The 26,639-nt window shown below is 68.5% G+C and carries 35 protein-coding genes, 1 tRNA gene and 1 riboswitch; of the genes, 23 read left to right on the top strand and 13 right to left on the bottom strand.

Annotated elements, in window-relative coordinates:
• The 6 genes from AC1DTW_RS19945 to AC1DTW_RS19920 form a co-directional block, all read right to left on the bottom strand.
• On the bottom strand, positions 1-952 hold a 952-nt coding region (locus tag AC1DTW_RS19945; protein WP_477983121.1), incomplete at its 3' end, for an AsmA family protein.
• A 198-nt stretch (positions 953-1,150) separates the two neighbouring features.
• Positions 1,151-2,137 (bottom strand): 2-hydroxyacid dehydrogenase, encoded by a 987-nt coding sequence (locus AC1DTW_RS19940; RefSeq protein WP_477983120.1) that lies wholly within the window; start codon positions 2,135-2,137, stop codon positions 1,151-1,153.
• Positions 2,134-3,405, bottom strand: a complete 1,272-nt coding sequence (locus AC1DTW_RS19935; protein ID WP_477983119.1) for a citrate transporter — start codon at positions 3,403-3,405, stop codon at positions 2,134-2,136. Before AC1DTW_RS19935 ends, AC1DTW_RS19940 begins: the two co-directional genes overlap by 4 nt.
• Positions 3,406-3,413: 8 nt before the next feature.
• Positions 3,414-4,130 carry a nitroreductase gene (locus AC1DTW_RS19930; protein ID WP_477983125.1) on the bottom strand — a complete coding sequence of 239 codons (717 nt, stop codon included), beginning with the start codon at positions 4,128-4,130 and terminating at the stop codon, positions 3,414-3,416.
• Between the two features lie 5 nt (positions 4,131-4,135).
• Positions 4,136-4,588: an acyl-CoA thioesterase gene (locus AC1DTW_RS19925; protein ID WP_477983118.1), complete on the bottom strand. Its 453-nt coding sequence runs from the start codon at positions 4,586-4,588 to the stop codon at positions 4,136-4,138.
• Positions 4,585-5,520 carry a histone deacetylase family protein gene (locus AC1DTW_RS19920; RefSeq protein WP_477983124.1) on the bottom strand — a complete coding sequence of 312 codons (936 nt, stop codon included), beginning with the start codon at positions 5,518-5,520 and terminating at the stop codon, positions 4,585-4,587. Before AC1DTW_RS19920 ends, AC1DTW_RS19925 begins: the two co-directional genes overlap by 4 nt.
• A 234-nt stretch (positions 5,521-5,754) precedes the next feature.
• Between AC1DTW_RS19920 and phaP the strand changes: the two genes are divergently transcribed.
• Complete coding sequence (gene phaP, locus AC1DTW_RS19915; RefSeq protein WP_477983117.1) at positions 5,755-6,294, top strand: TIGR01841 family phasin; 540 nt, start codon at positions 5,755-5,757, stop codon at positions 6,292-6,294.
• Positions 6,295-6,591: 297 nt separating this feature from the next.
• On the opposite strand, the gene AC1DTW_RS19910 is transcribed toward phaP, so the two are convergent.
• Positions 6,592-7,482 carry a patatin-like phospholipase family protein gene (locus tag AC1DTW_RS19910; RefSeq protein WP_477983123.1) on the bottom strand — a complete coding sequence of 297 codons (891 nt, stop codon included), beginning with the start codon at positions 7,480-7,482 and terminating at the stop codon, positions 6,592-6,594.
• A gap of 167 nt (positions 7,483-7,649) precedes the next feature.
• Here AC1DTW_RS19910 and AC1DTW_RS19905 point away from each other — a divergent pair, with 167 nt between their 5' ends.
• From AC1DTW_RS19905 to AC1DTW_RS19835, 15 genes are all read left to right on the top strand, one after another.
• Positions 7,650-8,417: a sulfite exporter TauE/SafE family protein gene (locus tag AC1DTW_RS19905; protein ID WP_477983116.1), complete on the top strand. Its 768-nt coding sequence runs from the start codon at positions 7,650-7,652 to the stop codon at positions 8,415-8,417.
• Positions 8,418-8,496: 79 nt separating this feature from the next.
• Positions 8,497-10,197, top strand: coding sequence for a nitrite/sulfite reductase (locus AC1DTW_RS19900; protein ID WP_477983115.1), 1,701 nt, complete (start codon positions 8,497-8,499; stop codon positions 10,195-10,197).
• 20 nt (positions 10,198-10,217) lie between these two features.
• Positions 10,218-10,763 (top strand): DUF934 domain-containing protein, encoded by a 546-nt coding sequence (locus AC1DTW_RS19895; RefSeq protein ID WP_477983114.1) that lies wholly within the window; start codon positions 10,218-10,220, stop codon positions 10,761-10,763.
• Positions 10,760-11,512, top strand: a complete 753-nt coding sequence (locus tag AC1DTW_RS19890; protein WP_477983113.1) for a phosphoadenylyl-sulfate reductase — start codon at positions 10,760-10,762, stop codon at positions 11,510-11,512. The genes AC1DTW_RS19895 and AC1DTW_RS19890 overlap by 4 nt, the downstream gene beginning before the upstream one ends.
• Positions 11,509-12,468 (top strand): sulfate adenylyltransferase subunit CysD, encoded by a 960-nt coding sequence (cysD, locus tag AC1DTW_RS19885; protein WP_477983112.1) that lies wholly within the window; start codon positions 11,509-11,511, stop codon positions 12,466-12,468. Before AC1DTW_RS19890 ends, cysD begins: the two co-directional genes overlap by 4 nt.
• Complete coding sequence (locus tag AC1DTW_RS19880) at positions 12,468-13,781, top strand: sulfate adenylyltransferase subunit 1 (protein ID WP_477983111.1); 1,314 nt, start codon at positions 12,468-12,470, stop codon at positions 13,779-13,781. Before cysD ends, AC1DTW_RS19880 begins: the two co-directional genes overlap by 1 nt.
• Positions 13,781-14,584: a uroporphyrinogen-III C-methyltransferase gene (gene cobA / locus AC1DTW_RS19875; protein ID WP_477983110.1), complete on the top strand. Its 804-nt coding sequence runs from the start codon at positions 13,781-13,783 to the stop codon at positions 14,582-14,584. The genes AC1DTW_RS19880 and cobA overlap by 1 nt, the downstream gene beginning before the upstream one ends.
• A gap of 60 nt (positions 14,585-14,644) precedes the next feature.
• Positions 14,645-14,968 (top strand): ferredoxin FdxA, encoded by a 324-nt coding sequence (gene fdxA, locus AC1DTW_RS19870; RefSeq protein WP_477983109.1) that lies wholly within the window; start codon positions 14,645-14,647, stop codon positions 14,966-14,968.
• 7 nt (positions 14,969-14,975) lie between these two features.
• Positions 14,976-16,013, top strand: coding sequence for an NAD(P)/FAD-dependent oxidoreductase (locus tag AC1DTW_RS19865; RefSeq protein ID WP_477983108.1), 1,038 nt, complete (start codon positions 14,976-14,978; stop codon positions 16,011-16,013).
• 26 nt (positions 16,014-16,039) lie between these two features.
• Positions 16,040-16,140, top strand: a riboswitch (TPP riboswitch).
• A gap of 58 nt (positions 16,141-16,198) precedes the next feature.
• Positions 16,199-18,352, top strand: a complete 2,154-nt coding sequence (locus AC1DTW_RS19860) for a TonB-dependent siderophore receptor (protein WP_477983107.1) — start codon at positions 16,199-16,201, stop codon at positions 18,350-18,352.
• 34 nt (positions 18,353-18,386) lie between these two features.
• Positions 18,387-18,462, top strand: a tRNA-Asn gene (locus AC1DTW_RS19855).
• A 152-nt stretch (positions 18,463-18,614) separates the two neighbouring features.
• Complete coding sequence (locus AC1DTW_RS19850) at positions 18,615-19,364, top strand: hypothetical protein (RefSeq protein ID WP_477983106.1); 750 nt, start codon at positions 18,615-18,617, stop codon at positions 19,362-19,364.
• A 127-nt stretch (positions 19,365-19,491) separates the two neighbouring features.
• Entirely contained in the window at positions 19,492-19,803 is a 312-nt protein-coding gene (locus AC1DTW_RS19845; protein ID WP_477983105.1) for a hypothetical protein, read from the top strand.
• 27 nt (positions 19,804-19,830) lie between these two features.
• The gene (locus tag AC1DTW_RS19840; protein ID WP_477983104.1) at positions 19,831-20,073 is read left to right on the top strand and encodes a hypothetical protein; all 243 of its coding nucleotides are present in this window, start codon (positions 19,831-19,833) and stop codon (positions 20,071-20,073) included.
• Positions 20,070-20,288, top strand: a complete 219-nt coding sequence (locus AC1DTW_RS19835; protein WP_477983103.1) for a hypothetical protein — start codon at positions 20,070-20,072, stop codon at positions 20,286-20,288. Before AC1DTW_RS19840 ends, AC1DTW_RS19835 begins: the two co-directional genes overlap by 4 nt.
• Before the next feature lie 19 nt (positions 20,289-20,307).
• Here AC1DTW_RS19835 and AC1DTW_RS19830 read toward each other — a convergent pair whose 3' ends face one another.
• The 6 genes from AC1DTW_RS19830 to AC1DTW_RS19805 are packed head-to-tail and all read right to left on the bottom strand — an operon-like array spanning position 20,308 to position 22,264.
• Positions 20,308-20,841 carry a hypothetical protein gene (locus tag AC1DTW_RS19830; RefSeq protein WP_477983102.1) on the bottom strand — a complete coding sequence of 178 codons (534 nt, stop codon included), beginning with the start codon at positions 20,839-20,841 and terminating at the stop codon, positions 20,308-20,310.
• 3 nt (positions 20,842-20,844) lie between these two features.
• Positions 20,845-21,078, bottom strand: coding sequence for a hypothetical protein (locus tag AC1DTW_RS19825; RefSeq protein ID WP_477983101.1), 234 nt, complete (start codon positions 21,076-21,078; stop codon positions 20,845-20,847).
• Complete coding sequence (locus tag AC1DTW_RS19820) at positions 21,075-21,254, bottom strand: hypothetical protein (RefSeq protein ID WP_477983100.1); 180 nt, start codon at positions 21,252-21,254, stop codon at positions 21,075-21,077. The genes AC1DTW_RS19825 and AC1DTW_RS19820 overlap by 4 nt, the downstream gene beginning before the upstream one ends.
• Before the next feature lie 16 nt (positions 21,255-21,270).
• On the bottom strand, positions 21,271-21,726 hold the full coding sequence (locus AC1DTW_RS19815) for a glycoside hydrolase family 24 protein (protein WP_477983099.1): 456 nt from the start codon (positions 21,724-21,726) through the stop codon (positions 21,271-21,273).
• Positions 21,723-22,013 (bottom strand): RNA polymerase sigma factor, encoded by a 291-nt coding sequence (locus tag AC1DTW_RS19810; RefSeq protein ID WP_477983098.1) that lies wholly within the window; start codon positions 22,011-22,013, stop codon positions 21,723-21,725. The genes AC1DTW_RS19815 and AC1DTW_RS19810 overlap by 4 nt, the downstream gene beginning before the upstream one ends.
• 14 nt (positions 22,014-22,027) lie before the next feature.
• Positions 22,028-22,264, bottom strand: a complete 237-nt coding sequence (locus AC1DTW_RS19805) for a hypothetical protein (protein WP_477983097.1) — start codon at positions 22,262-22,264, stop codon at positions 22,028-22,030.
• 115 nt (positions 22,265-22,379) lie between these two features.
• Here AC1DTW_RS19805 and AC1DTW_RS19800 point away from each other — a divergent pair, with 115 nt between their 5' ends.
• From AC1DTW_RS19800 to AC1DTW_RS19770, 7 genes are read left to right on the top strand one after another with little or no spacing between them, the layout of a single operon-like run.
• On the top strand, positions 22,380-23,135 hold the full coding sequence (locus AC1DTW_RS19800) for a NeuD/PglB/VioB family sugar acetyltransferase (RefSeq protein ID WP_477983096.1): 756 nt from the start codon (positions 22,380-22,382) through the stop codon (positions 23,133-23,135).
• Complete coding sequence (locus AC1DTW_RS19795) at positions 23,132-24,064, top strand: SRPBCC family protein (RefSeq protein WP_477983095.1); 933 nt, start codon at positions 23,132-23,134, stop codon at positions 24,062-24,064. The genes AC1DTW_RS19800 and AC1DTW_RS19795 overlap by 4 nt, the downstream gene beginning before the upstream one ends.
• A complete protein-coding gene (locus AC1DTW_RS19790; protein WP_477983094.1) occupies positions 24,061-24,240 on the top strand; it encodes a hypothetical protein in 180 nt (59 codons plus the stop codon). The genes AC1DTW_RS19795 and AC1DTW_RS19790 overlap by 4 nt, the downstream gene beginning before the upstream one ends.
• Positions 24,237-24,419: a hypothetical protein gene (locus AC1DTW_RS19785; protein ID WP_477983093.1), complete on the top strand. Its 183-nt coding sequence runs from the start codon at positions 24,237-24,239 to the stop codon at positions 24,417-24,419. Before AC1DTW_RS19790 ends, AC1DTW_RS19785 begins: the two co-directional genes overlap by 4 nt.
• Positions 24,416-25,459 carry a DegT/DnrJ/EryC1/StrS family aminotransferase gene (locus tag AC1DTW_RS19780; RefSeq protein WP_477983092.1) on the top strand — a complete coding sequence of 348 codons (1,044 nt, stop codon included), beginning with the start codon at positions 24,416-24,418 and terminating at the stop codon, positions 25,457-25,459. Before AC1DTW_RS19785 ends, AC1DTW_RS19780 begins: the two co-directional genes overlap by 4 nt.
• Positions 25,456-25,659 carry a hypothetical protein gene (locus tag AC1DTW_RS19775; protein WP_477983091.1) on the top strand — a complete coding sequence of 68 codons (204 nt, stop codon included), beginning with the start codon at positions 25,456-25,458 and terminating at the stop codon, positions 25,657-25,659. The genes AC1DTW_RS19780 and AC1DTW_RS19775 overlap by 4 nt, the downstream gene beginning before the upstream one ends.
• Positions 25,656-26,633, top strand: coding sequence for a dTDP-glucose 4,6-dehydratase (locus tag AC1DTW_RS19770; RefSeq protein ID WP_477983090.1), 978 nt, complete (start codon positions 25,656-25,658; stop codon positions 26,631-26,633). The genes AC1DTW_RS19775 and AC1DTW_RS19770 overlap by 4 nt, the downstream gene beginning before the upstream one ends.
• Positions 26,634-26,639 lie beyond the last annotated feature (6 nt).

The following is a 26,639-nucleotide window of genomic DNA, read 5'->3' as shown; positions in this document are numbered from 1 at the left end:
GCCCGAGGTCGGCGAGCAGCAGCCGCGGGCCGACCAGCCGGCCGGCAAGCTCGGGCCGCGCCGGCCGCGGGTCGTAGGTGAACGCGCCGCCGACCCGGCTTGAACCGATCGTCGCGGTGTCGACGATGGCGTTCCACACGAGGCCCTGCTTTGCGAGCAGGCCTTCGGCACGGAACGGCGGCGTCGTCGGCAAGGTCACGTGCAGCGGATCGCCGAGCGCCGCGAGCGACGGCCCCTGCACCGTGAAGCGCCCCTTCAGCGCGGTCAGGTGCAGTGCGTCGGTCGCGGTGCCGTCGAACAGGATGTGGGCGCCGCCGATGTGCGCGTCGAGCTTGACCGGCAACGCGAGCGACGCGGCGTCCTCGGCGATCACGGGCAGCACGCCGGCGGTCTGCAGCCCGATGCGCAGCGGCTGCTTGAGATAGTGCCCCTGCGCGTCGAACACCAGCCCGGCGGCGCGGCGCGGGGCCGCACCGTCAGGGACCGGGACCTGGCTCCGGTCGACCAGCGAGTAGCGCGCATCGAGGTCGACGGCCATCAGCGCATCGCGGTACACCAGTGTGCCGGACTCGACCTGCAGGCGACCGAAGAGGGGGATCTGTGTCGGCCGCCGCAGCGTGTCCGGATCGTCGGTGTGCGGGCCGAACTGCCACGACGCGCGGCCGTCGGCGAGGCGCTCGATCTGGCCGTCGAGCGCGACGGCGCGCAGCTCACGCACGTGCAGCGGCGCGCCGCCTCGGGCGCGCCAGATGTCGCCATAACCCAGCTTCATGTGCGCGTCGCGTGCACGCAGCATGTAGGGCGTCTGGCTCCAGCGCGGCGCGCCGATCTCGATGTGAGCGGCGCGAATGTCGATGCCGCCGAGCAGGTGGATCGCGATCGTCGGACGCGTCGCCGGATCGGCAGCGAGGCTGACGCGGCGTTGCAGCGTCTCGCTCAGCCACTGCTGCATCGGTGCAGCCAGGAATGGCCAGCCCGTCGTCTCGCAGATTCCGACGGCGATGACGATGGTGGCGACGGTTGCACCGGCGATCCAGAGCCCGCGAACCGACCTTGCGCTCGCCTGCTTCATGGCCCGATGCTGGCACGCGTGGCGCGGCCTGCGGCATCGGGGCTGGGCGCCTTCGGCTGTGGGCGCGTTCCTACAAAGTCAAAGCAGCTGCGGGTTCAACGCGCTCGGCGGTCGGCCGGCGTGCGGGCCGAAGCCGAGCGCGGCGATCAGGTTGTCGACCGCGAGATGCGCCATCGCGCGGCGCGTCGGCAGGCTCGCGCTCGCAATGTGCGGGGTCAGCACGACGTTCGGCACCGTCAGCAGATCGGGGTGCACGCTCGGCTCGCCCTCGAACACGTCGAGGCCGGCGGCCGCGATGCGCTTGTCGCGCAGCGCCTGCGCGAGCGCAGCGTCGTCGACGATGCCGCCGCGCGCGATGTTCGTCAGCGTCGCGGTCGGCTTCATCAGCGCGAGCTCGGTGGCACCGACCAGGTGGTGCGATTCGGCGCTGTACGGCACGACGATCACGAGGTGGTCGCTCTCGCGCAGCACGGCTTCCTTGTCGACCCAGCGCGCGCCGAGTCCGGCCTCGACCGCGGCGTCGAGCCGCGATCGGTTGTGATAGATCACCTTCATGCCGAAGCCGAGCGCGCCGCGCCGCGCGATCGCCTGGCCGATCCGGCCCATGCCGAGCACGCCGAGCGTGGCGCCGTGCACGTCGGCGCCGGCGAACGCGTCGACGCTCCATTTCGTCCAGGCGCCGCTGCGCAGAAAGTGCTCGCCCTCGGCGATGCGGCGCGCGGTGGCCATCATCAGCGCGAAGCCGAAGTCGGCGGTGGTCTCGGTCAGCACGTCGGGCGCGTTGCTGACGAGCACGCCGTGCGCGGTGCAGGCCGGCACGTCGACGTTGTTGTAGCCGACCGCCATGCTGCAGACGGCGCGCAGCGCCGGGCAGGCGTCGAGCAGCGCGCCGTCGATCGGCTGCGTGCCGGTGATGAACACGCCGGCCTTGCCCTGCAGATGCTGGATCAGTTCCGCGCGCGACCAGACCACGTCGGCCTCGTTGGTCTCGACCTCGAAGTGTTCGCGCAGGCGATCGACGATGTCCGGGAAGACGGCGCGGCAGACAAGAACGGCGGGCTTCATGGCTTGCTTTCGTTGCTTTCGGAATGGGCGGCCGGCGCCGGCGCGCTGCGATGCAGCGCATCCGGATGCCAGCCGAGCGTGGACAGGAGGATCGCGAAACCGATCAGGTAGCCGACCGCGACATGCCAGCCGCCCACGATCCAGGCGCCGACCGATCGCGCCTGCGGGAACATGCCGGCGAGCGCGACGCCGGCCGATGAACCGAACCAGATCATCGAACCGCCGAAGCCGACCGCGTAGGCGAGAAAGCCCCAGTCGTAGCCGCCCTGGTGCAGCGCCAGCGCGGTCAGCGGGATGTTGTCGAACACGGCAGAGACGAAGCCCAGTCCGAGCGCCGTCGGCCACGATGCGCTGGGCAGATGCTCGACCGGCATCATCGAGGCACACAGCACCAGCGAGAGCAGGAAGATGCTGCCGCGCGTCGCGCCGGGCAGCAGGCTCCAGTCGGGCCGGCGCACCCAGCCGGTCAGCGCGATCGCGACCCAGACCGCGATGCCGATGACCGGCGCGTGATCGAGCACCTCGGGATGGCGCAGGTTGAAGTACACGTTGGCGCCGATCGCCGCGAGCAGGATCGCCGCGACGATCGCGAGGCGCCAGCCGTCGATCACGATGCCGGCCGGCGGCTCCTTCGTGATCGGCTGGTACGCATGCTGCTGGCGCGCGGCGACGATGCCGAAGAAGACCAAGGCCGGCACGGCCGCCACATAGGCCTCGAGCACCTGCAGCGGCGAGACGCCGGCGATCCACATCATCGTCGTCGTGGTGTCGCCGACCACGCTGCCCGCCCCGCCGGCATTCGACGCGGCGACGATCGCGGCGAGAAAGCCGACATGCAGCCGGCCCTTGAACAGCACGGTCGCCATCGTGCCGCCGATCATCGCGGCGGCGATGTTGTCGAGAAACGCCGACAGGCCGAATACCAGCAGCAGCATCACGAAGCCGCCCTTCCAGTCGTCCGGCAGGTAGCGCGGCAGCACGGCCGGCAACTGGCTCTCCTCGAAGTGCTTCGAGAGCAGCGCGAAGCCGAGCAGCAGGCCGAACAGGTTCGCGACCGTCACCCACTCGTGGCCGAGCAGCGCGAACAGGCCGTCGACGCCGGGCACGCCGCGAAAGCCGCTGAAGCCGAGCTTGTACGCGGTGATCACGAGCAGCCCGATCACCGCGACGCGGAGCGTGTGGTGATGAAACAGCGCGACGCCGGCGAGCGTCAGCGCGAACAGGATGAAGTCGATCGGGATGCCGAGGACCGAGGGAACCGCCGTCATGGCGGCGCTCATTCGATGAAGCGCGTGAATGCGGCGACCGGCTCGCGCTCGGTCACCAGCGTGTTCTCGATCGCGTCGGGGTCGGCCCAGCCCAGCGACATGCCGCAGACGACCTGCTCGTCGGCCGACGCGCCGACATGCGCGCTGATGATGCGATGGAACTGCGTGAACGCGGCCTGCGGGCAGGTGTCGAGACCGCGGCCGCGCGCGGCGACCATGATGCTCTGCAGGAACATGCCGTAGTCGAGCCAGCTGCCCTGCTGCATCACGCGGTCGATCGTGAAGATCAGGCCGACCGGCGCGCCGAAGAACTCGTAGTTGCGGCGGTGCTGCGCATGCATCCGCGCCTTGTCGGTCTTCGCAATCTCCAGCAGGCCGTACAGGTCCCAGCCGACCTTGCGGCGGCGGTCGATGAACGGCGACTTCCATTCGGTCGGGTAGTACGCGTACTCCTCGGTGTGCCGAGCGCGCTCTGCCGGGTCGTCGTAGGCGGCGGTGAGCTTGCGCGAGAGTTCGATCTTCGCGCCACCGGTCAGCACGTAGACCTTCCACGGCTGCGTGTTCGTGCCCGAAGGCGCGCGCGCAGCGACCGCGAGGATCTGCTCGATCGCCGCGCGCGGCACCGGCGTCGGCAGGAACGCGCGCAGCGAGCGGCGCGTGCGGATCGCGGTGTCGACCGCGGCGGTCTGCTCGGGGGTCGGCGCAGGGTCCGACGCGGGGTCCAATGTGGTCACAGCAGTCCTTGCAAGGTGTGGATCAGGGTGGGCGGCAGCGGCGCGGGGCGGCGCGTGACGCGGTCGACATAGACGTGGACGAAATGCCCGCAGGCCGCGGCCAGCGGCTCGCCGGCACCGAACAGGCCGATCTCGTAGCGCACGCTCGACGTGCCGAGCTGCGCGACCCGCAGCCCGGCCTCGACCGTCTGAGGGAAGGCGAGCGACGCGAAGTAGTTGCAGTGGGTCTCGACGACCAGCCCGATCACCGGGCTGCGCTCGACATCGAGCGCGCCGGCCTCGATCAGGTAGCGGTTCACGACCGTGTCGAAGTAGCTGTAGTAGACGACGTTGTTGATGTGGCCGTAGGCGTCGTTGTCCATCCAGCGCGTCGAGATGCCGCTGAAGTGGCGATAGGCGTCGCGTGGCTGCGGCGCCGCGCGGCCACGGGGTGGGCAATCTGTGCTCATGGCGCCGCATTGTTCCATTGCCGCCAGCTCGCGATCGCGGCGGCGATCGTGCCGAGGTGAACGCGCACCGTGTCGTCGACATCGCGGCCGTAGCCGCCGGCCATCGACAACGCGACCGGGATGCGCCGCTCGCGCGCCGCGGCGAGCACGCGCCGGTCGCGTTCGGCCAATCCCGCGGTCGTCAGCTTCAGGCGGCCGAGCCGATCCCCTTCGTGCGGGTCGGCACCGGCGAGGTAGAAGATCAGCCCGGGTGGCGCGCGTTCGTGGCGGCGCCAGAGCGTGTCGAGCGCGGTGTCGAGCGCGCGCAGGTAGGGCTCGTCGCCGCAGCCGTCGGGGAGCTCGACATCGAGGTCGCTGCGCGCCTTGCGGAACGGAAAGTTCTTCGCGCCGTGCAGCGACAGCGTGAACACGGTCGGGTCCTCGGCGAAGATCGACGCGCTGCCGTTGCCCTGGTGGACGTCGAGGTCGACGATCGCGACGCGCAGCAGCTGTCGTCGCGTGCGGTGGCCCTCGGCCTGCATGAGCCGCGCCGCCACCGCGGCGTCGTTGAAGACGCAGTAGCCGCCGCCCTTGTCGGCGCTGGCATGGTGCGTGCCGCCGGCCAGGTTCGCCGCGACACCGCTCGCGAGCGCGGCGCGCGCGGCGCCGATCGTCGCGCCGACCGAGCGCCGCGCGCGCTCGACCATCGCCTCGGTCCACGGGAACCCGATCTCGCGCTGCTGCGCGGCTCCAAGCGTGCCGTTGACGATGGCCGAGAGGTAGTCGGGCGTGTGCGCGAGCGCGAGCTCGCCGTCGCTGGCCGGCACGGCCTGGCACATCTGCAGGTCGGCCAGGCCGTCGAGCCGCTCGCGCAACAGGCGGTACTTCGACATCGGAAAGCGATGCCCGGCCGGCAGCGGCAACACGAACTGGTCGGCGTAGAAGGCTTGCATCGCAGCGGGCGTCGGCATGGCTCGCGCGATTGTGCCGGTGCCCCCGGCATGGTGCGGCGCGGGGCACCCCTAGAGGTTCCCGACTAGATTGTTGCACCGCAGCAAAAATGACTTGAAAGTGCCACAAACGCGCACTACACTAGCGTCCATGTTGCAGTGCAGCATTTCTGCGCGAGAGCAATCCCACGCAGTGACCCACTTCCCTCTCAACCCCACCTTCTGGAGACTCTCACCATGATGACCGCCGAACAACTGATGGCCGCCCAAAAGTCGAATGTCGAAGTCCTCTTCGGCCTGACCAACAAGGCTTTCGAAGGCGTCGAGAAGCTCGTCGAGCTGAACCTGCAAGTGGCGCGTGCCGCGATCGGCGAAGCCGCCGAGAACACCAAGGCCGCGCTGTCGGCCAAGGACGCGCAAGAGTTCCTGACGCTGCAAGCCAGCCTGTTGCAGCCGGCCGCCGAAAAGGCCGCCGCGTACAGCCGTCACCTGTATGACATCGCCGCCGCCACCGGCGCCGAAGTCACGAAGGTTGCCGAAGCCACCGCCGCCGAAGCGCAGTCGAAGTTCCTGTCGGTCGTCGACAGCGCGGTCAAGAACGCCCCGGCCGGCAGCGAAAACGCTGTTGCGCTGGTCAAGTCGGCCGTCGCCGCCGCGAACAACGCGTTCGAAGGCGTGCAGAAGGCCGTCAAGCAGGCGACCGAAACCGCCGAAGCGAACTTCCAGGCGATCAGCGCCACCGCGACCAAGGCCACCAAGGTCAAGCGCGCTGCCTGAGCTCGCCATCGGGGTCGGAACTCGAGCTCGGTAAACTTTTGTTGACGGCTTGAACTTCCACGGTACCAGGTCCATCTGAACGGGACCGCGGGCCTTGGCTTGCGGCTTCCTGAAGGTTGTCTCCTCGGTACCCTCTGATCACTCAAGGTACCTTTCGGCCCGCTGCAGCGATGCACCGGGCCGATTTTCTGGAGCCCCTCGGTCGCCGGGTACGGCGCCCGATCCCCCGAGGGGATGCGGGCCGGCTTGGGGCGGCCCGGCGCTCGGCCCGCTTCGCGGCGCCAGGCATCCGTGTGTTCAGCGGGTCTTCGCGGCGATGCGCTCGCGCAGCAGCGCGAGTTGTGCCAGTGCGGCCTCGCGCCCGGCCTGGATCGCGCGCTTGCGCACCGTGAAGTCGGCGCCGGAGACCTGCGCCAGCTTCGGCCGCAGCAGCACATCGGCGTCGCGCAGCTCGTAGCTGTTGATGCTGCGGCCCATGATCGCGAAGGTCTGCAGCAGCATGCGCGCCGCGTCGCCGGTCGCGTTGCCGTCGGGCGCGGCCGAGATGTCGACGGCAATCACCAGGTCAGCGCCCATCTGCCGCGCGAAGCGCACCGGCACCGGTGCGACCAGCCCGCCGTCGACATACTCGCGCAAGCCGATGCGCACCGGCTGGAACACGGCCGGCACCGCGCTCGACGCGCGCACCGCGATGCCGGGGTCGCCGCGCTGGAACAGGATCGCCTCGCCGCTGTCGAGGTCGGTCGCGACGATGCCGAGCGGCATGCGCATCTGCTCGATGCGCAGCCCGCCGGTGTTGGCACGGACGTACTTCGCCAGCCCCTCGCCACGGATCAACCCGCGGCCGGGGAACGACCAGTCGGCGAAGGCCGATTCGTCCATCGACTCGGCCAGCGCCGCGAGCTGCGCCCCGCTCTTGCCAGAGGCGTAGAGTGCCGCGACCAGGCTGCCGGCCGAGGTGCCGGCGACGACGTCCGGCCTGATGCCGTTCTCTTCGAGCACCTGAATCACGCCGATGTGCGCAAAGCCGCGCGCCGCGCCGCCGCCGAGCGCCAGGCCGATGCGCGGTGGCTTCGGCGCAGCGATCGGAACCGGCTCGGGCGGCGGTGGTGGCTGCGGAACCGTCGGGGCCGCCTGCGGCGCGGGCCGAGGCGCCGTCTGGCAGCCGGCCAGCGCTGCCAATGCCAGGCCCGTGCCGGCTCGGAGCCAGCGCCTGCGAGCCGGTGAGACCGGGCTCGCCTTTATGTCTCTATCGAATAAGCAAAAATTGATAATGTTCTTCCAGAATATATGAGCGCTCCGTACATTCCCGTACTTCGGCGCTGCTGTGGCGCCATTGCGGGCGCATGAACTGAATGGACTGGATCGCGATTGTCAGCGGCTTCGGCGTCGGCGCGATTGTCGGGCTGACCGGCGTGGGAGGCGGCTCGCTGATGACGCCGCTGCTGCTGTCGGTCTTCCGGCTGCACCCGGCGGTCGCAATCGGCACCGACCTGTGGTTCGCCGCGATCACGAAGACCGCGGGCTCGGCCTCGCACCACCAGGCCGGCCATGTGCAGTGGCGCATCACCGGGCTGTTGCTGGCCGGCAGCATCCCGGCGTCGCTGGCGACGATCGCGCTGATGCACCTGACCGGCGTGACCAAGGGCTGGGCCGCCGCGCTGACCGTGACGCTCGGCGTCGCGCTGCTGCTGACGGCGGTGACCGTGGCTTACAAGCGCGTCTGGCAGGGCCTGGGCCTGCGGCTCGAGCGCTGGATCCCCGAGCATCGCAAGCCGTGGCTGACGGTCGGCTGCGGGCTGATCCTCGGCGTGCTGGTGTCGCTGAGCTCGATCGGCGCGGGCGCGATCGGCGCGACGCTGATCCTGTTGCTCTACCCGCGCCTGAAATCGCATCAAATCGTCGGCACCGACATCGCCCACGCGGTGCCGCTGACACTCGTCGCCGGCATCGGCCACGCGACCCTGGGCCATGTGAACTGGGGCCTGCTCGGCGCGCTGCTGATCGGCTCCATCCCCGGCATCTGGATCGGCGCGCAGCTGACCCGCCGGATGCCCGAAACATTCGTGCGCACGCTGCTGTGCCTCGCCCTCGTGAGCGCCGGATTGAAAGTGATCACCTGATGCGACCCCCACACTCACTTCGTTCGTTGCCCCCCGCGGGGGCGCAGGCCCCCTTTGGGGCGGCCCGGCAGGAGGCCTGATGTATCAGTACACCGAATTCGACAAGCAGTTCGTCCACCAACGCGCCGCACAATTCCGCGACCAGCTCGAACGCAACCTCGCGGGCAAGTTGCCCGAAGACGAGTTCCGCGCGCTGCGCCTGCAGAACGGCTGGTATGTGCAGCGCCATGCGCCGATGTTGCGCATCGCCGTGCCGTACGGCGAACTGAGCGCCGCGCAGCTGCGCACGCTGGGCACGATCGCGCGCGAGTACGACCGCGGCTACGGCCACTTCACGACGCGCCAGAACCTGCAGTTCAACTGGATCCCGCTGACCCGGGCCGCCGACGTGATGGACGCGCTTGCGGCCGTCGACATGCACGGCATCCAGACCAGCGGCAACTGCATCCGCAACATCACCAGCGACGCGCTGGCCGGCGTCGCGCCCGACGAGGTCGTCGACCCGCGCCCCTACGCCGAGCTGCTGCGCCAGTGGAGCACGCTGCACCCCGAGTTCGCGTTCCTGCCGCGCAAGTTCAAGATCGCGATCACCGGCGCGACCGAAGACCGCGCCGCGATCGGCTGGCACGACATCGGCCTGCAGCTGCTGAAGGACGAAACCGGCGCGGTCGGCTTCAAGGTGCTGGTCGGCGGTGGCATGGGCCGCACGCCGATCATCGGCATCACGATCCGCGAGTTCCTGCCGTGGCAGCAGATTCTCGTGTTCATCGAGGCCATCGTGCGTGTCTACAACCGCTACGGCCGGCGCGACAACCTCTACAAGGCGCGCATCAAGATCCTCGTGAAGGCCGAAGGCCAGAAGTTCATCGATGCGGTGAACGAGGAGTTCAACGACATCCTCGAGAACGACGTGGCCGGCACGGCCCACCTTCTGCCGCAGGCCGAGTTCGACCGTGTGGCGCAGGGCTTCCGGTTGCCGGAGGGCGTTGCCGCGGTGAACGAAGCGCCGAGCGCGGCGTTCGACGCACCGAAGGCTTTCGGCCGCTGGCTCGAACGCAACGTGCACGGGCACAAGCTCGCCGGCTATCGCACGGTGACCTTGTCGCTGAAGCGCGCCGGCCAGGCGCCGGGCGACGCGACCGCCGACCAGATGGACGCCGCCGCCGCGATCGCGGAGCGCTTCAGCCATGGCGAGCTGCGCGTCACGCACGACCAGAACCTGCTGCTGCCCTGGGTGCTCGAGCGTGACCTGCACGCGTTGTGGCAGGCCGCGCGCGACGCCAGTTTCGCGACGCCGAACATCGGCCTGCTGACCGACATGATCGCCTGCCCTGGCGGTGACTTCTGCGCACTCGCGAATGCGCGCTCGATCCCGATCGCCGAGGAGCTCATGCAGCGCTTCGACGAGATCGACGAGCTCTACGACATCGGCAACATCGACCTGCACATCAGCGGCTGCATCAACTCCTGCGGTCACCACCACAGCGGCCACATCGGCATCCTCGGCGTCGACAAGGACGGCAAGGAGTGGTATCAGGTCTCGCTCGGCGGTTCCGACGGCTCGACCATCAGCGGCGCCTCGGTGCCCGGCAAGGTGATCGGCCCGTCGTTCGCGGCCGACGAGGTCGCCGACGTGATCGAGTCGGTGGTCGAGACCTATCGCGGCCAGCGCGCGGCGAACGAGCTGTTCATCGACACCGTCAAGCGTGTCGGCCTCGAGCCGTTCAAGGCCTCCGCGAACGCGGTGCGCCGCAGCACCGCGACCGCGCACGCCGCCTGAATCGACCAAGGACGAACCCCATGAAGTTCATCGATCCCCACAAGGACCAATGGCATGCGCTCGGCGGCGAGGACGGCCCGGCGGCCTGCATCAACCCGGTGCCGTACCTGCTGCTGAGCGTCGAGCAATGGCACGCGTTTCGCGCCCAGTGGCCGCAGCAGATGCCGGTCGGCGTGAAGCTCGCGAACGACGCCGAGGTCAAGGAGATCGCCGCCGACCTGCCGCGCCTGAGCCTGGTGCAGCTGAATTTCCCGAAGTGGGTCGACGGCCGCGCCTACAGCCAGGCCCACACCTTGCGCGCGCGCTACCGCTTCAAGGGCGAGGTGCGCGCGACCGGCGAGGTGCTGGTCGACATGGTGCTGCTGCTCGCGCGCACCGGCTTCGACGCCGCGGTGCTGCGCGCCGACCAGTCGCTCGACGCCGCGCACCGCGCGCTGAGCTTCTTTCCCGGCTATTACCAGGGCGGTGCCGACGACCCGCTGCCGCTGTTCGCGAAGCCGCCCGGCACCGGCGCCGCGCTGGTGCGCGCGCAGGACGAGTTCCTGCACGCCGGAGCCTCGATATGAGCGGCGAAGCGATTGCGCTGTACGCGCGCGAGTCCGCCGGCTTCGATGGCCGCGTCGCGAGCGCGCTCGCGCTGCTGCGGCGCGCCGCGGCCGAGCACCCGATGCGCATCGTCCAGGCCACCAGCCTCGGCGCCGAAGACATGGTGATCACCGACCTGATCGCGCGCCACCGGCTGCCGATCGCCATCGCGACGCTCGAGACCGGCAAGCTGCATGCCGAGACTGTCGGCCTGATCGGGCAGATCGAGTCGCGCTATGCGCTCGAGGTCGATGTGTTCGAGCCGGTGCACGAATCGGTCGTGCATTTCGTGCGCAAGAACGGCGAGCGCGCCATGTACGACAGCATCGAGCTGCGCAAGGCCTGCTGCGCGATCCGCAAGCTCGAGCCGCTGTCGCGCATGCTGCAGGAGCGCAGCGCCTGGGTCACCGGGATGCGCCGCGAGCAATCGGCGAACCGCGGCACCGTGGAGTTTGCCGAGCAGGACGACAAGGGCCGTGCCAAGTTCAACCCGCTCGCCGACTGGAGCTGGGCCGACGTCTGGCACTACATCGCGTCGAACGACGTGCCCTACAACCCGCTGCACGACCAGTTCTACCCGAGCATCGGCTGCGCACCCTGCACCCGCGCGATCGCCGTCGGCGAAGACTTCCGCGCCGGCCGCTGGTGGTGGGAAGACGAAGGCGCGAAGGAATGCGGCCTGCATGTCCACGATGAATCCCAGGTTTCGATGATCGGATCACACCCATGAACGCACCGTTGAAAGTCGAGCAACTGCTGCCCGAGCTCGATCACACACACCTCGACTGGCTCGAGGAAGAAGCGATCTTCATCCTGCGCGAAACTGTCGCCGCGTTCGAGCGGCCGTCGCTGCTGTTCTCGGGCGGCAAGGATTCGTGCGTCGTGCTGCGCCTGGCCGAGAAGGCCTTCAAGCGCAAGAATGCGCAGGGCGAGTACGAAGGCCGTCTGCCGTTCCCGCTGCTGCACGTCGACACCGGGCACAATTTCCCCGAGGTGATCGAGTTCCGCGATCGGCGCATCGAAGAGATGGGCGAGCGGCTCGTCGTCGGCCATCTCGAGGATTCGATCGCGCGCGGCACCGTGCGCCTCTCGCATCCGCTCGAATCGCGCAACGGCCACCAGACCGTCGCGCTGCTCGAGGCGATCGAAGAGCACCGCTTCGACGTGCTGATGGGTGGCGCCCGCCGCGACGAAGAAAAGGCCCGTGCGAAGGAACGCATCTTCAGCCACCGCGACAGCTTCGGCCAGTGGCAGCCGAAGGAGCAGCGCCCCGAACTCTGGACGCTCTTCAACACGCGCATCAAGCCCGGCGAGCACATGCGCGCGTTCCCGATCAGCAACTGGACCGAGCTCGACGTCTGGCTCTACATCGCGCGCGAGAACATCCCGCTGCCGAACCTGTACTTCGCGCACGACCGCGAGGTGATCCGCCGCAAGGGGCTGCTGGTGCCGCTGACCGAGGTCACGCCGCTGCTGCCGGGCGAAACGTCCGAGAAGGTCGAGGTGCGCTTTCGCACCGTCGGCGACATGACCTGCACGTGCCCGGTCGAGAGCCCGGCCGCAAGCGCCGCCGACATTGTCGCCGAGACCCTGCAGGTGACGGTCAGCGAACGCGGCGCGACCCGCATGGACGACCGCACGTCGGACGCGTCGATGGAACGGCGCAAGAAGGAAGGGTATTTCTGATGAGCACGCTGCAAGCCCCGCCGGTGAAAGACCACCGCGCCCTCCGGTTCCTGACCGCCGGCTCGGTCGACGACGGCAAGAGCACGCTGATCGGCCGGCTGCTGTACGACTCGCGCGCGATCCTGGCCGACCAGCTCGACACGCTCGAGAAGCGCGCGGCGGGCGCACCGATCGACCTCTCGTTGCTCACCGACGGCCTCGAGGCCGAACGCGAGCAGGGCATCACGATCGATGTCGCCTACCGCTACTTCGCCACCAAGCAGCGCAAGTTCATCATCGCCGACGCGCCGGGCCATGAGCAGTACACCCGCAACATGGTGACGGCCGCGGCCGGCAGCGATGCGGCGGTCGTGTTGGTGGACATCACGAAGCTCGACACGAGATTGGCAACCGCGGCGAACCCCGTCAAGCTGCTCGCGCAGACGCGGCGCCATGCGCTGCTCGCGCAGCTGCTGCGCGTGCCGAGCATCGTGTTCGCGATCAACAAGCTCGACGCGGTCGACGATCCGGGGCAGGCCTATGAAGCCGTGCGCGCCTCGCTGCTCGCGTTCGCCGACGAAGCGAAGATGGAAGTCGCCGGCATCGTGCCGGTCTCGGCACTGCGCGGCGACAACGTGACCCAGCCGCTCGACGCCCCCTGGTACGACGGCCCGTCGCTGCTGCAGCTGCTCGAGAGCCTGCCGACCGCGCAGGAGCGCAAGGTCGGCGACTTGCTGATCCCGGTGCAGTACGTGGCCCGCGATGGTGGACCGGACAAGAGCGGCGTCGGCGACCAGCCGCGCACGCTGTGGGGCCGCATCGCGCATGGCCGCGTGCAGGCCGGCGACGAGGTGCAACTGTTCCCGAGCCGGCAGAAGGCCATCGTCGCCGAGGTGCGCGTCGCCGGCGAGCTGGTCGACTTCGCCGAGGCCGGTCAGTCGGCGGGCCTGAGCCTCGATCGCCAGCTCGATGTCTCGCGCGGCGACTGGATCGCGACACCCGGTACGGTGCACGAGACCAACCGCTTCTCGGCCACGCTCGCCTGGCTCGACACCGAACCGGCGGTGATCGGCCGCAAGTACTCGGTGCGCCACGGCAACCGCTGGGTGCAGGCACGCATCACCGCAATCGAGAGCCGGCTCGACATCCACTCGCTGCTGGCGACCGACGCGCACGAACTCGCGGTCAACGACATCGGGCATGTCGTGATCGAGACGCAGCAGCCGCTGCCGGTCGAGGCCTACGCGTCGAACCGCGTCGGCGGCTCGCTGATCATCGTCGACCCGACCAGCAACCGCACCAGCGGCGCGCTGCTCGTGAAGGAGGCGGCCTGATGCGCGACGCGCGCACAGGCCAGGGCCGGGTCGTCTTCATCGGCGCCGGCCCCGGCGCGGCCGACCTGATCACCGTGCGCGGTGCAGCGCGCCTGAAGCAGGCAGACGTCGTGCTGTTCGATGCGTTGACCGACCCCGCGCTGCGTGCGCTCGCGCCGAGCGCGAAATGGGTTCACGTCGGCAAGCGCGGCTTCTGCGACAGCACCGGCCAGACGACGATCAACGCGCTGCTCGTCAAGCACGCGCGGGAGGTCGAGCTCGTCGCGCGCCTGAAGGGCGGCGACCCGAGCGTGTTCGGTCGCCTCGAGGAAGAGCTCGAGGCGCTCGCGCGCGCGGGCATCGCCTGCGAGGTCGTGCCCGGCGTGACCGCCGCGATCGCCGCCGCCGCCGCGACGCAGCGCCCGCTGACACGGCGCGGCCACGGTCGCAGCGTCAGCCTGACCACCGCGATGACACGCGAAGGCCAGCTGCAGGCCACGCGCAGCGCCGACACCGAAGTCGTCTACATGGCCGGCAAGCAGCTTGCCGCGCTGTCGCGCCGCCTGCTCGCGGCCGGCTGGCCCGCCGACACGCCGGTCAGCGTGGTTTCGCGCGCCGGCTGGCCGGATCATCTGCACAGCGATCACAGCGTCGCGAGCCTCGGCCAGGCCGCGATGCTGCACGCCGGCCGGCCGACGGTCGTGACGGTCGGCGCCGGCGCGGCCGCGATCAGCCCCGCGCCGAACCCGGCGCCGGCCCGCGCGAGCGGGCGCGCTGCCGGCCGCGTCGGCAAGCCGATCGATGCGGTCAGCGCGAAGCCCTAAAATCCTTCTTTCCTTGCCGGCCCACGCGCCGCTGCAACCCCACATCACCCGAGCTTCACCATGACCCACGTCGTCCTCGAATCGTGCATCCGCTGCAAGTACACCGATTGCGTCGATGTGTGCCCGGTCGATTGCTTCCGCGAAGGCCCCAACTTCCTCACCATCGACCCGGACGAGTGCATCGACTGCGCGGTCTGTATCCCCGAGTGCCCGGTCAACGCGATCGTGCCGGAGGAAGACGTGCCCGGCGACCAGCAGCACATGATCCCGCTGAATGCCGAACTCGCGAAGAACTGGCCGAGCATCACGAAGCGCAAGGGTCCGCTGCCCGACGCCGACGAGTGGAAAGACAAGACCGGCAAGCTCGGCGAGCTGGTCAAATAAGGCCACGATGATCGAGACCGATGCGCTCGTCATCGGCGCCGGGCCGGTCGGCCTGTTCCAGGTCTTCGAGCTCGGCCTGCTCGAGATGCGCGCGCATGTGGTCGACTCGCTGCCGGTGCCGGGCGGCCAGTGCATCGAGCTCTACGCCGACAAGCCGATCTACGACATCCCCGCGACCCCGCGGTGCACCGCGCGTGAGTTGGTCGCGAGCTTGCTGAAGCAGATCGAGCCGTTCCGTCCCACGTTTCATTTCAGCCAGCAGGTCGATGCGGTCGAGCGCGACGCCGATGGGCACTTTCTGATCGAGAGTTCCGCCGGCACGCGCTGGCGCGCCAAGGCGGTGTTCATCGCCAGCGGCGTCGGCTCGTTCCAGCCGCGGCGCCTGAAGGTCGATGGATTGCGGGCGTTCGAGAGCACGCAGGTCTTCTACAGCGCGCCGGACGATCTCGCGGCGCTGGCCGGCCGGCGCATCGTCGTGATCGGTGAGGACGATGTGGCGCTCGACTGCGCGCTGCGCCTCGCGCCGATCGCCGGCGTCACGCTGATGCATCGGCGCGATGAATTCAACAAGGCCACGCCGGAGACGGTCGCGCAAGTGCGCGAGTTGCGCACCGAGCAGCGCCTGCTGTTCGTCGCTGCGCAGGCGACCGGCATCGAGCAGGCGGATGGCCGGCTGACGGCGCTGCGGGTGCTCGGCGTCGATGGCGTTGCGCGGTCGTTGCCGGTCGACACGCTGCTCGTGCTCACCGGCCTGAGCCCCAAGCTCGGCCCGATCGCCGACTGGGGCCTGGCGCTCGAGCGCAAGCAGCTCGTCGTCGACACCGCGACCTTCGAGACCAGCGTGCCCGGCATCTTCGCGGTCGGCGACGTGAACACCTACCGCGGCAAGAAAAAGCTGATCCTGTGCGGCTTCCACGAGGCCACGCTCGCGGCCTTCGGCGCGGCCGCGCGCGTGTTCCCGGACCAGCCCGTGCACCTCGAGTACACGACCACCAGCCCGCGGCTGCACAAGGCACTCGGCGTCGCGCCGGCGCCTGAGCCATAATTCGCCCGTCGCGCGGTTCGCCGCGCGGCATTCGCTAGGGGTGTTGGGCCGTGACCGGCCCGACTGAGACAGTCCCTTTGAACCTGATTGAGGTAATCCTCGCGCAGGGAAGCACGGCCCAGGCCGCATCACCTCGCGTGCTGCTCCCTTGGGCCCGCCGACCTGCCATCGACCACGGAACCACGATGGCACGCTTGACCACACGACACCGCCTTCTCTCTCCGATCGCCGCTGCCGCATGGCTTGTTGCGGCACAGGCGGGCGCGCAGACCGCGCCATCGCCCACGCCGCCGACCACGCAGTTGCCACCGATCACCGTCACCGGGCGCGCGACACCGCCGGTCAACGTCAGCGGCTGGGGCGACACGCCGCTCGCGAAGACGCCGATCCAGGCGAGCGTGTTCGGCGCCGAGCAACTGAAGGACAGCGGCACGCAGCGCCTCTCGGACCTGACCGCGATCGACCCGGCGGTCAGCGACGCCTACAACGCCGAGGGCTACTGGGACTCTCTGACCGTGCGCGGCTACGTGCTCGACAACCGCTTCAACTTCCGCCGTGACGGGCTGCCGATCAGCGCCGAGACCTCGATCCCGCTCGACAACAAGGCGAGCATCGAGATCCTCAAGGGCACCAGCGGCATGCAGGCCGGCACCAGCGCGCCCGGCGGCCTGGTCAACTACCTCGTCAAGCGCCCGCTCGACGCGCCGCTGCGCTCGGTGAGCCTCGAGTGGCGCCAGCCCGGCAGCGTGACCGGCGCGCTCGACCTGAGCCAGCGCTTCGGCGCCGACCAGGCCTTCGGCGTGCGCCTGAACGCCGCGGCCGCGCACCTCGACCCGATGGTGCGTGACAGCCGAGGCAACCGCAACCTGTTCGCGCTTGCCGCCGACTGGCGCATCAGCCCCGATGCGCTGCTCGAGGCCGAGGTCGAGACCAGTCACCGCTCGCAACCGAGCCAGCCCGGCTTCAGCATGCTCGGCAACACCGTGCCGCAGCCCGGCGACCCGCGCATCAGCCTGAACAACCAGCCATGGTCGTTGCCGGTCGTGTTCAACGCGACGACCGCGTCGCTGCGCTGGCAGCAGAAGCTCGGCAGCGACTGGAAGTTCATCGCTCACGCCGCCACGCAGCGGCTGCGCACCGATGACCGACTGGCCTTCCCGTTCGGCTGCTCGAAGGAAGGCAACTTCGACCGCTACTGCTCCGACGGCAGCTTCGACTACTACGCCTACCAGAGCGACAACGAACGCCGCACCACCGACACCGTGCAGCTCTCCGTCGAGGGCAAGGCGAGCACCGGCACCTTGAAGCATCAACTCGCCTTCGGCGTGCTCGAGTCACGCTTCAAGAGCCGCCTGCAGCCGCGCGTGGACGACGGCACGATCGTCGGCGAAGGCACGGTCGACGGCCTCACGCTGATCCCGACGCTGCCGCAACTCGGTACCGTGCCGAACACCAACCTCACCGAGCGCTCGACCGAGCTCTTCGCACGCGACGCGATCACGCTGACGGACAACCTGACCGCCTGGCTCGGCCTGCGCCACACGCGCATCCGTCGCGAGAGCGTTCGTACCGATGGCACGGTCCCGAGCGACTTTTCCGATGCGTTCACGACGCCGTCGATCGCGCTGAGCTACGCGTTCGCGCGCGATCAACTGGTCTATGCCAGTTGGGGCCAGGGGGTCGAATCGAGCGCCGTGCCGAACCGAACGAACTACACCAATGCCGGTGAGGTGTTCACGACAAAGAGCCGCCAGGCCGAGATCGGGCTGAAGGGCGCGAGCGACGCGTTCGAATGGAATCTCGCGGCGTTCGACATCCGGCGCCCGCGCACGCAGGACTTCTGCGACGTCGCGAACACCTGCACCACGCAGCTCGACGGCCGCGCACACCACCGCGGCGTCGAAGCCAACGCCGCGTGGCGCCAGGGCCCATGGGCCCTGCGCGGCGGTGCGCAGTGGCTGCGCGCGCGGGTCGAAGGCAGCCAGGTCGCGGGCCTCGACGGCATGGAGCCGACCAATGTCCCGGCACGCACGCTGAAGCTGCAGGCCGCCTACGACGTCGCCACCCTGCCCGGCCTGAACCTGCAGGCCGGGCTGACGCACGAGAGCCGGCGCATGGTCCTGCCCGACAACAGCGCGACGACGCCCGGCTGGACGCGCGTCGACGCCGCGCTGCGCTATCAGACCAAGCTCGCCGGCGCGCAGGCGACGTGGCGCGCCGGGGTCGACAACCTGTTCGACAAGCGCGCGTGGCGCGAGTCGCCCTACGAGTTCAGCCACGTCTACCTGTACCCGATGGCGCCCCGCACCGTGCGGCTGTCGGTGCAGGTCGATCTCTGAGGGCCTGGGAAAGCCAGCTATAATGCAAGGCTGTTCCTCGATAGCTCAGTTGGTAGAGCGCCGGACTGTTAATCCGTAGGTCCCTGGTTCGAGCCCAGGTCGGGGAGCCAATAACGACGGGGCCTGTAGCAATACAGGCCCCTTTTCGTTGGGATCGGATATTAGGTAGATATTGGGCGTTGCCTAATATCCAGTGCCCGGCGCTGGGTACCCGCTGCGTCCGATGACCGAAAGGCGGACTGTGGCGACAAGCAATCTCCCAATGCAACTGGAACGCCTGAGGCGCCACTACGAGATGGCGCTGCAGACGTACGACGCTGTCGCACTGCTCGACCTCTCGCACTTGCTTCGCATCTGGGCCGACCTGCGGAGCCAGTTGCCAGGCACCTTGCCAAAGTCCTCGTCGACGATGCTGTTCAGAAACGCGTCGCCCGCACGCAAGCTGAAGCAGACCATCGGCCCAAGACCGTTTGTCCTGGCCCTGCTTCCCGGGGGCATTCGTATGCGAGGGCTATTCGGACTTGGCGGAGCCCCCGCCGTCTTGGGAGGCGGCAACTGGCACGTCGGCGCTAACGTCAAGCCAAACGCTGATGCTTACGGTCAAATCGAGACCACTGAAGTCAGCCACATTCTGATCGTTCGAGACATCGACGCGCCGGGCCAACTGAAAAGCGGCGGCGAGTCGATCGCCCGCGTCAACTTTCCAAGGTGGCTTGACGGCGAATGCGTGCGGATGCGGCGCAGCAGTACCGACCCCGATGTCGTGCGCATCACCACCGAGCAGATGATCAGACGCGTCGCCAACACGCTGGACGGCTCTCACCCGATTGGCATGCCAACGACCATGTCGCAGCCAGTGGATGCCGACATTGAGTACCTTTTGCAGGTCAATCTCGGCGGGTTCCCGCTGCCGCACACAGTGCTGCTGAAGGCCGCTCAGGACATCCTGACAATCTTCACTCCTTGGGTGTTCCCGAATCCACAAGACTCCGCGTCCCCGCCGGCGCCTTAACACCTTTCCACCGGTCAGGCCAGCCATCCCGACGATGAGCACGCCAGCGCGCTTCCTGAAGGGGTTTGCCTTACACCGGCCTGCGCGTCCGAGCGCATGATGAAAAGTTGCGTCCAGGGAGGGAACCATGACGAACAGACAGCATTCGCACTACAAGGGCTGTTCCATCACCACTCGGTGGGCTGAAGTCCCGATGCCACAGACAGATTGGATGGACATCGATGCAGTGCTCCTTTCGTCTGGTAGGCAATTCAAGGCCAGCTTCTTGGCTCAGCCGCGGAACGCTGAACCTGCGTGGCAGGAGTTCCCTGAAGCAGTATTCGACACCTCTGCTCACGCTGAGGAAAACGCGCGGACGGTCGCCAAGCTGTCCATCGACCGACGACTTGACGACCTACGTGACCTCGGCGTTACCACCGGCTTTGACATGTCCATCTAGAAGGCTTGTTTCCGCGCAGTACACCCAATGACGAAGGACGCCAAGACTCGATCGACGCGAGCAGCTCGAGCACCGCCTGCGCCCGAGGCGCCGACGCCGGCGCTGACGAAGGACGACTGGCTGAGCCGGTTCGAGGCCGCGCTCATCGTTGACTTCCGCCCGGACATCGGCCGCAAGTTCGCGCGCGTCGTCGCGGTTGACCAATGGACCGTGCACCGCGAGATGGACCCGCGCGAGGCGGCGCGGCAGTGGGCCAACCGGAAGCCATGAAGCGCGTCGAATACTGGCTCTGGACGATCTGGAACCTCCAGGGCACGAAGAAGGTGAAGACCCGACACCACATGGACGAGGTGACCGCCCTCGCCCGTCACCCGGAGGCGGTGCGAGTCCCGGGCTCGTGCGAAGTGCGACAAATACCCGAAACGCCCGAAGAGCGGGCGATGGACTCGACCAGCATCAACACGCGGGCGAAGCTTCCCGGCTAGACCCTGCGCGCGCTCCAGGTCAGCCGCGCACCGCGGCCGGGTTCGCCGGATCCGCCTGGGCCTTGCCCCGGAACCACGATGCGACGCCGAGGATCGCCCCCATCGCCGTCCATGCTTCGAACGGGATCGACGGCACCGGGATCTTGCACAACGGCAGCACGAAGTACACGCCGAAGAAGCTGACCCCGAAGATGAAGCCGTTGAACGGCCGCCACGACCACGAGGCCCAGTGCTCCGACTTGGTCTCGGCCTGCATTGTCGCGTTGACGGCCTGGATCGAGGAGGTCTCGGCGGCAAGCTGGTTCGCGGCCGCCTGCACGACAAGACCCTGCAGTTCCACCTGCCGATCCTTCTCGATCTGCGCCAGCTTGACCGCGGCATCGGGGTTGACCGTGAGCGCCTGGCTCACCGCGTCGGGCGTCGGAGCGACGCCGAGGGCCGACGCGATCATCGAGCCGACGGCGCCGATCGCAGCACCAGCTGGGCCGCCGAGCAGGCCGCCGAGCATCGGGGCGGATTTGGCGACGGTGGCCGCAATGTCTTTCCACTCCACGGGTCACGCTCCCTTGAGGTCGTCGTCGTGCCAGCCGGTGTCGGCCTCGAGCGTCACGTCGTGGAATGGCTTGGTGCGCTCGACGGTGGCCCAGGCGCGCTCTGTTGCCGGGTCGTTGAGTACGCGCTCGCGCTCGCCGACCGACATGAGCGCGTAGACCGGGCCGGTGCTGGCCATCACGTAGACGCCCGGGTGCGCGTCGGCGCGGGCGGCATCGATGCTATGGAAGATCCTCATGACGTCGGCGCGGTGTTGCGCATCGTCTTGCCGTCGCGATGGATCTCGATGCCACGGCGCGCACCTTGGACCTGCTTCCACTCGCCGGGCTGGTCGCCCTGCGGCTTCGATGGCTCAGACGGCTTCACGTACGGGTACCGGTGATACGTGCCGTCGGGATGCTTGAAGATGGCCACGATGCACCGTCCTCACTCATGCGACGACGCCGCCGGCATCGACGTAGGCTTGCTGCAGCGCCGCAAGCTTGTTCTCGTGCTGGCCGTAGCCCGCGCCCGGCAGGCTCGCCCAGATGTTCGACACGCGATCGACGGCCGCCGAGAAGTCACCCGACTCGATGAGCGGCAGCGCGCGGCGTTCCTTGATCTGCTGGATCGCGATCGCGTCCTGGCTGGTCGGCGAGAAGTCGTGCAGCTTCAGCAGGACCTTGTACGCGTCGAAGTACCGCGCCAGCAGCTGATAGCGGCCCGCTGCGGTGCTGTTGATGTTCAGGCGAGGCAACCACACCAGCTTGCGCGGGTGATCGGCGTAGCCGATGAACCGGGTCCCGCCGACGAGCACGTCGTAGCCGTTGTCGGAGGCGGCAAGCAGCTTCGGGCCGATCTCGCTGAAGGCGATCATGTCCAGGAAGGCCTTGAGGTTCGGGCTCATGGGATGGGCTTTCCATTCAGCTGCAGTGGCCCGACCCCGTCACCCGGCTCGGTGCGCGGCGGCTCGAACGCGCCCTGCAGGATGCGCATCGAGCGGTTCAGCGATGCCATCGCCTCGCGCGGCAACCAGCCCAGCGTGGCGGCGATCTCGTTGGTGTTCATGCCGAATTCGAAGCGCAGTGACAGCGCGCGCTGGTCGCCGAGCGGCATCGCGTTGATGCGGTCGATCAACCATTGCCGCTTCTCGGGCAGCCGTTCGGCCATGGCCAGGTTCTCGGCGATGCCCATGTCGGTCCGCGCCGCTACAGGTCGCCGCGACCCGTCGATTCCAGGAAGGGGCGCGGCTTACCGTTGATCCATCCCTTCCGGATCGCGAGCGGCTTCACCAGCTTCTTCCACGCCCACTCGGTGATCAGGCACAGCGTGTAGATGCCTGCAAGGATCGATGCGATTTCGCCCCAGGTCAGACCTCCTGCGGTCACGACGACAGCGCTGACGCCCTTGAGCATCGGGTGGCTAATCGTGGTGTCGTCGCTCATGCCGCGATGCTATGGACCGGGCATTTACACGCCGACGCAAACTAGCGCGTTTGCGCGCTTGAACGGCGCGCGATCCATTGCGCTACGCCATGCGCGCAATGCAGGATGCACGCCCATGGCAGGACGCATCACGGCAGGCACAGAACGCGCGCTCAGGCGCCACACTTCGGGCGAAGCGATCACCGCGGCAGCGCGCGCCGAGGGCGTCGATCCGAGCACCGTGTTTCGGGCGCTGAAGCGCCTGCGCAAGTCAGGCGCGGAGCTGCCGCGCCAGCGCATCGTGATCGCCGGCGCTGGTGCGCTGGGCCGCGAGCTGATGGGCTGGTTGCGCATGGACGGCTGCGCGAACTCGATCACTTTCATCGACGACCTGGTACCCGCGTTCGTGTGCACCTGGCTGGGCGCGCTGTCGGGATACCAGGACGAGGCGCGCGAAGACGACGAGCTCTATCTAGCCGTGGCCGGGCCCGCGATGCGCGCCGCGATCGCCGCACAGCTCGGTGTCGACGGCGCGACCTTCATCGCGTGCTCAGCGACCATCACCGGCGAGTGCGAGATCGGCGCCGGCTCCTTGTTGCTGCCGCACTGCCTGGTATCGGCGAACGCCGTGCTCGGCCGATCGGTGATCGTCAACACGTACAGCGGCGTCGGCCATGACGTGGTGCTCGGCGACTTCTGCACGCTGAGCTCGCACGTCGACATCACGGGCAAGGTCAAGGTCGGCGATCGCGTCTTCTTCGGCAGCGGCGCGCGTGTGCTGCCCGGGCTGACGATCGGCGACGACGCGGTGATCGGCGCCGGCGCAGTGGTCGTCAAGGACGTGCCGGCGGGTGCGACGGTGTTCGGCAATCCGGCGCGGCAGATCGCATGAGCCACTGGCACCCCGTCGCCCATCTCTCTGAGCTCGCCGAGCCGGGGGACTATGTGCTGCTGCCGTGGAAGGCCGACGGCGAGATCGCGCTGGCCAACATCGCCGGCGAGATCGTCGGCTTTGACAACCGGTGCGGGCATCGCGGCGCGCGCATCTTCGACGGCTTGCGCGGCAACCGCGAGCCGCGCTGCGCGTACCACGGGCGCCTCACCACGGCCGGCAACGTCAAGCGCTTCGAAACCGGTCAAATTGGCGACTGGCTGCTCGTGTCCGATGCGCCGCCTCACGCTCCGCATTGCGCCCCGGAGGCAATCTTCGACTTCCTCGCCGCTGTGCCGCCGCTGCGCCTGCACAGCACGCTGCAGTTCGTCATGGACTGCCACTGGACCGTCGCGGTCGAGAACGCACTCGACTTCGAGCACGTCGCCCACGTGCACACCGACTCACTGGCCAAGCTGGCGCTGGTGCAGAAGCACCTGCAGCTCTTCGACAACGGCTCGTCGATGGAGGAGTTCTCCTCCGAAGCGCAGCGCCTGGGCCACCTGACGCGCTTCTTCAAGCACGAGCAGCGATTCGACTACGTGCACGCGCACCTGTTCCCGTACTCGTGCCTGTCGAGCACCCGCGGCTGGAGCTACAGCCTGCAGCACTACTTCCCGCGCGCCGATGGCCGCACGAACTTCGTTCACAGGCTCTACGCCGCCGAGACCACGCGGCCGATGCCGGAGTTCTTCGACTCGGTCGCGCGCCTGAACGAGCAGGTGTTCCGCGAAGACGCCGAGGTGTGCGCGCGCGTGCCAGCGAACTTCGCTGGCCAGCTCGGGCCGCGCGAGAAACGCATCGCGCAATTTCGCAAAGCTGCTGCCTGGAAGCGTCCCGAGCTGCTCGAGTGGCATCCGATGACCGACAGCGAAGGCGGCGAGCTGTGACCGTCCTGCCGAACAAGATCGCCAGCGCAGTGGCGTCGATCTATGGCTTCACGACGCCGAAGCCGCTGCTGAGCCTGCGGCATCTCCCCTGCCCGACCTGCGATGGCGGCCGCAAGCGCGTCTTCACGATCTGCCCGAACTGCAACGGGCACGGAAGGGTGATGGTGATCGGATGAAAGAAATCAGGGTGATCTCGGCGCTCCTCAGCACGTTCATCGTGGTTCCGATCTGGTACTCCCTCGTGTACCAGATCCTCATGCGCGTTGGCGCGTCCGACGTGATGTGGCTCTTGTACTGGGTCTACGTCCCGGTCGGGATTCTGGTGAGCATCTTGCAGAAGTTGGTGGAAGCATGATCAAGGTGCTGATCCCGTCGATGCCGACGGCAGACGAGCTGCTGCCGTACCTGCGGCAGATGGACGAGGCGCGGGTCTACGTCAAGGGCGGCCCGCTGGTGAAGCGGTTGGAGCTCGAGCTCTCTGCGCTGACGCGCTCGCCGTGCACCGTGGTCGCGAACGGCACCGTCTCTCTCGAGCTGGCGCTGCGCGCGCTGGAGCTGCCGCGCGGCGCTGGCGTGCTGATGCCGGCGGTCACCTTCGTCGCGACCGCGCAGGCGGTGGTCAATGCCGGCCACGTGCCGGTGCTGTGTGACGTCGATCCCGCCACCTGGCAGCTGAACGCGGGTCTCGCCGCCCAGCTCGTGGCGAACGACCGCTCGATCCGCGCCGTGATCCCGATCGCGGCGTTCGGCCTGCCGGTGCCGATCGAGCCGTGGGAGCGATTCAACTACCGCACAAACCTGCCGGTGCTGATCGATGCGGCCGGCGCGATCTACGGGCAGAAGACCAGCCCGGTACCGGAGATCATCGTCTCGTACAGCCTGAACGCGACCAAGGCGCTCGGCGCTGGCGAGGGCGGCGTGATCGCGACCAGTGACCTGCTGCTCGGAGAGCGCGTCGCGTCGCTGGCGAACTTCGGGCCCGGCGGGACGAACGCGCGGATGAGCGAGTACCACGCAGCAGCCGCTCTGGCGTCGCTGCGTCACGTGACCAGCTGGCGCACCGATGTCGACCGCTGGTATGCCGAACACCTGCCGTCGGGCCTATGCCTGCAGCGCGGCAAACAACCGATGCGCACGCTGCTGCCGGTGCTGCTGCCGGAAGGCGTGAGCGCCGCCGCAGCGCAGGACGAGCTGGCGCGCGCCGGCGTCGAAGCGAAGCTCTGGTATCGGCCGTTCCTCGACGAGCGCGCGCAGTTCTTCAGCTGCGCGAAGTGGGGGCCGATGTCGGTGACCGAGACGCTGCGCGAGCACCTGCTCGGCCTGCCATACCACGCGTTCCTCACCGAGGCCGACGTCACCAACGTGTGCAGCACCCTGAAAAGGATCATCGAATGAACACGCTCGCCGACGAACTGCCGCGCCAGCAAGCGCGCTGCCGGGGCATCCTTGAGAACGCGCTATCCATCGGCGCGCCCGGCGCCTTCTTGGTGGCGATGCTGCGCGTCTCGCTTGCGAATGCCGAACAAGCTGCCGCAGCCGGGGACATTGGCGCGATGGTCGCCGCCTGCGCTGATCTGCAGGGCTACGAAGAATGAGGCTACTTGTGACCGGGGGGGCCGGGTTCATCGGCTCGCACTTCGTAGAGGCTGCCGAGCGCGCCGGCCACCAGGTCGAGATCGTCGACGTGCTGAACTACGCCGGCCGCCGCGCGAACCTTGAGCCGAACCGCGCGCTGCACCGCGCCGACATCTGCGACCGCTGGGCGATGCAGGTGATCTTCGAAGCGTTCCGCCCGGATGCCGTCGTGCACTTGGCCGCCGAGTCGCACGTCGCGCGCTCGATCGAGAGCCGTGACGAGTTTCTGCGCACCAACGTGATGGGCACGAACAACCTGCTCGAGGTCGCGCTCGAGTACTGGCGAGCCGAGGACCACGACGAACGGTTTCGCTTCCTGCACGTGTCGACCGACGAGGTCTACGGCTCGCTGGGCCCGAATGAAGCGTCCTGGACCGAGGCGTCGCCCTACGCGCCGAACAACCCGTACGCCGCCAGCAAGGCCGCCAGCGACCACCTGGTGCGCTCGTACCGGCGCACCTTCGACCTGCCGACCATCATCACGCACAGTTCGAACAACTACGGTCCGCGCCAGCATCCCGAGAAGCTGATCCCGACGCTGGTCCGGCAGTGCGCGGCCGGCGAGCCGATGACGCTACATGGAAGAGGTGGCAACGTCCGCGACTGGCTGCACGTCGACGACCACTGCGAAGGCCTGCTGGCCGCGCTGGTGCACGGCGCGCCGGGCGAGACCTACAACTTCGGCGGCCGCTGCGAGCGCTCGAACCTGCAGATCGCGCGGCTGGTCGGCGAGGACCTGCTCGGGCCCGAGACGCAGCCGCCGATCGTGTTCGTCCCGGATCGCCCTGGCAATGATGCCCGCTACTCGTCCGCCGTCAACCGGGCCCAGTGGCGCCTGCACTGGCGCCCCGGACACCAGATCGAGCCGCGCCTGGCCGACACGATCCGCTGGTACCTCGACAACCCGACCTATGAACTCGACTATGGCCACTGAAGCAAA

The sequence above is a fragment of the Rhizobacter sp. P5_A1 genome, from assembly GCF_056400745.1.
The sequence above is the reverse complement of the archived record's forward strand: the minus strand, read 5'-3'. Positions and strand labels throughout refer to the sequence as shown.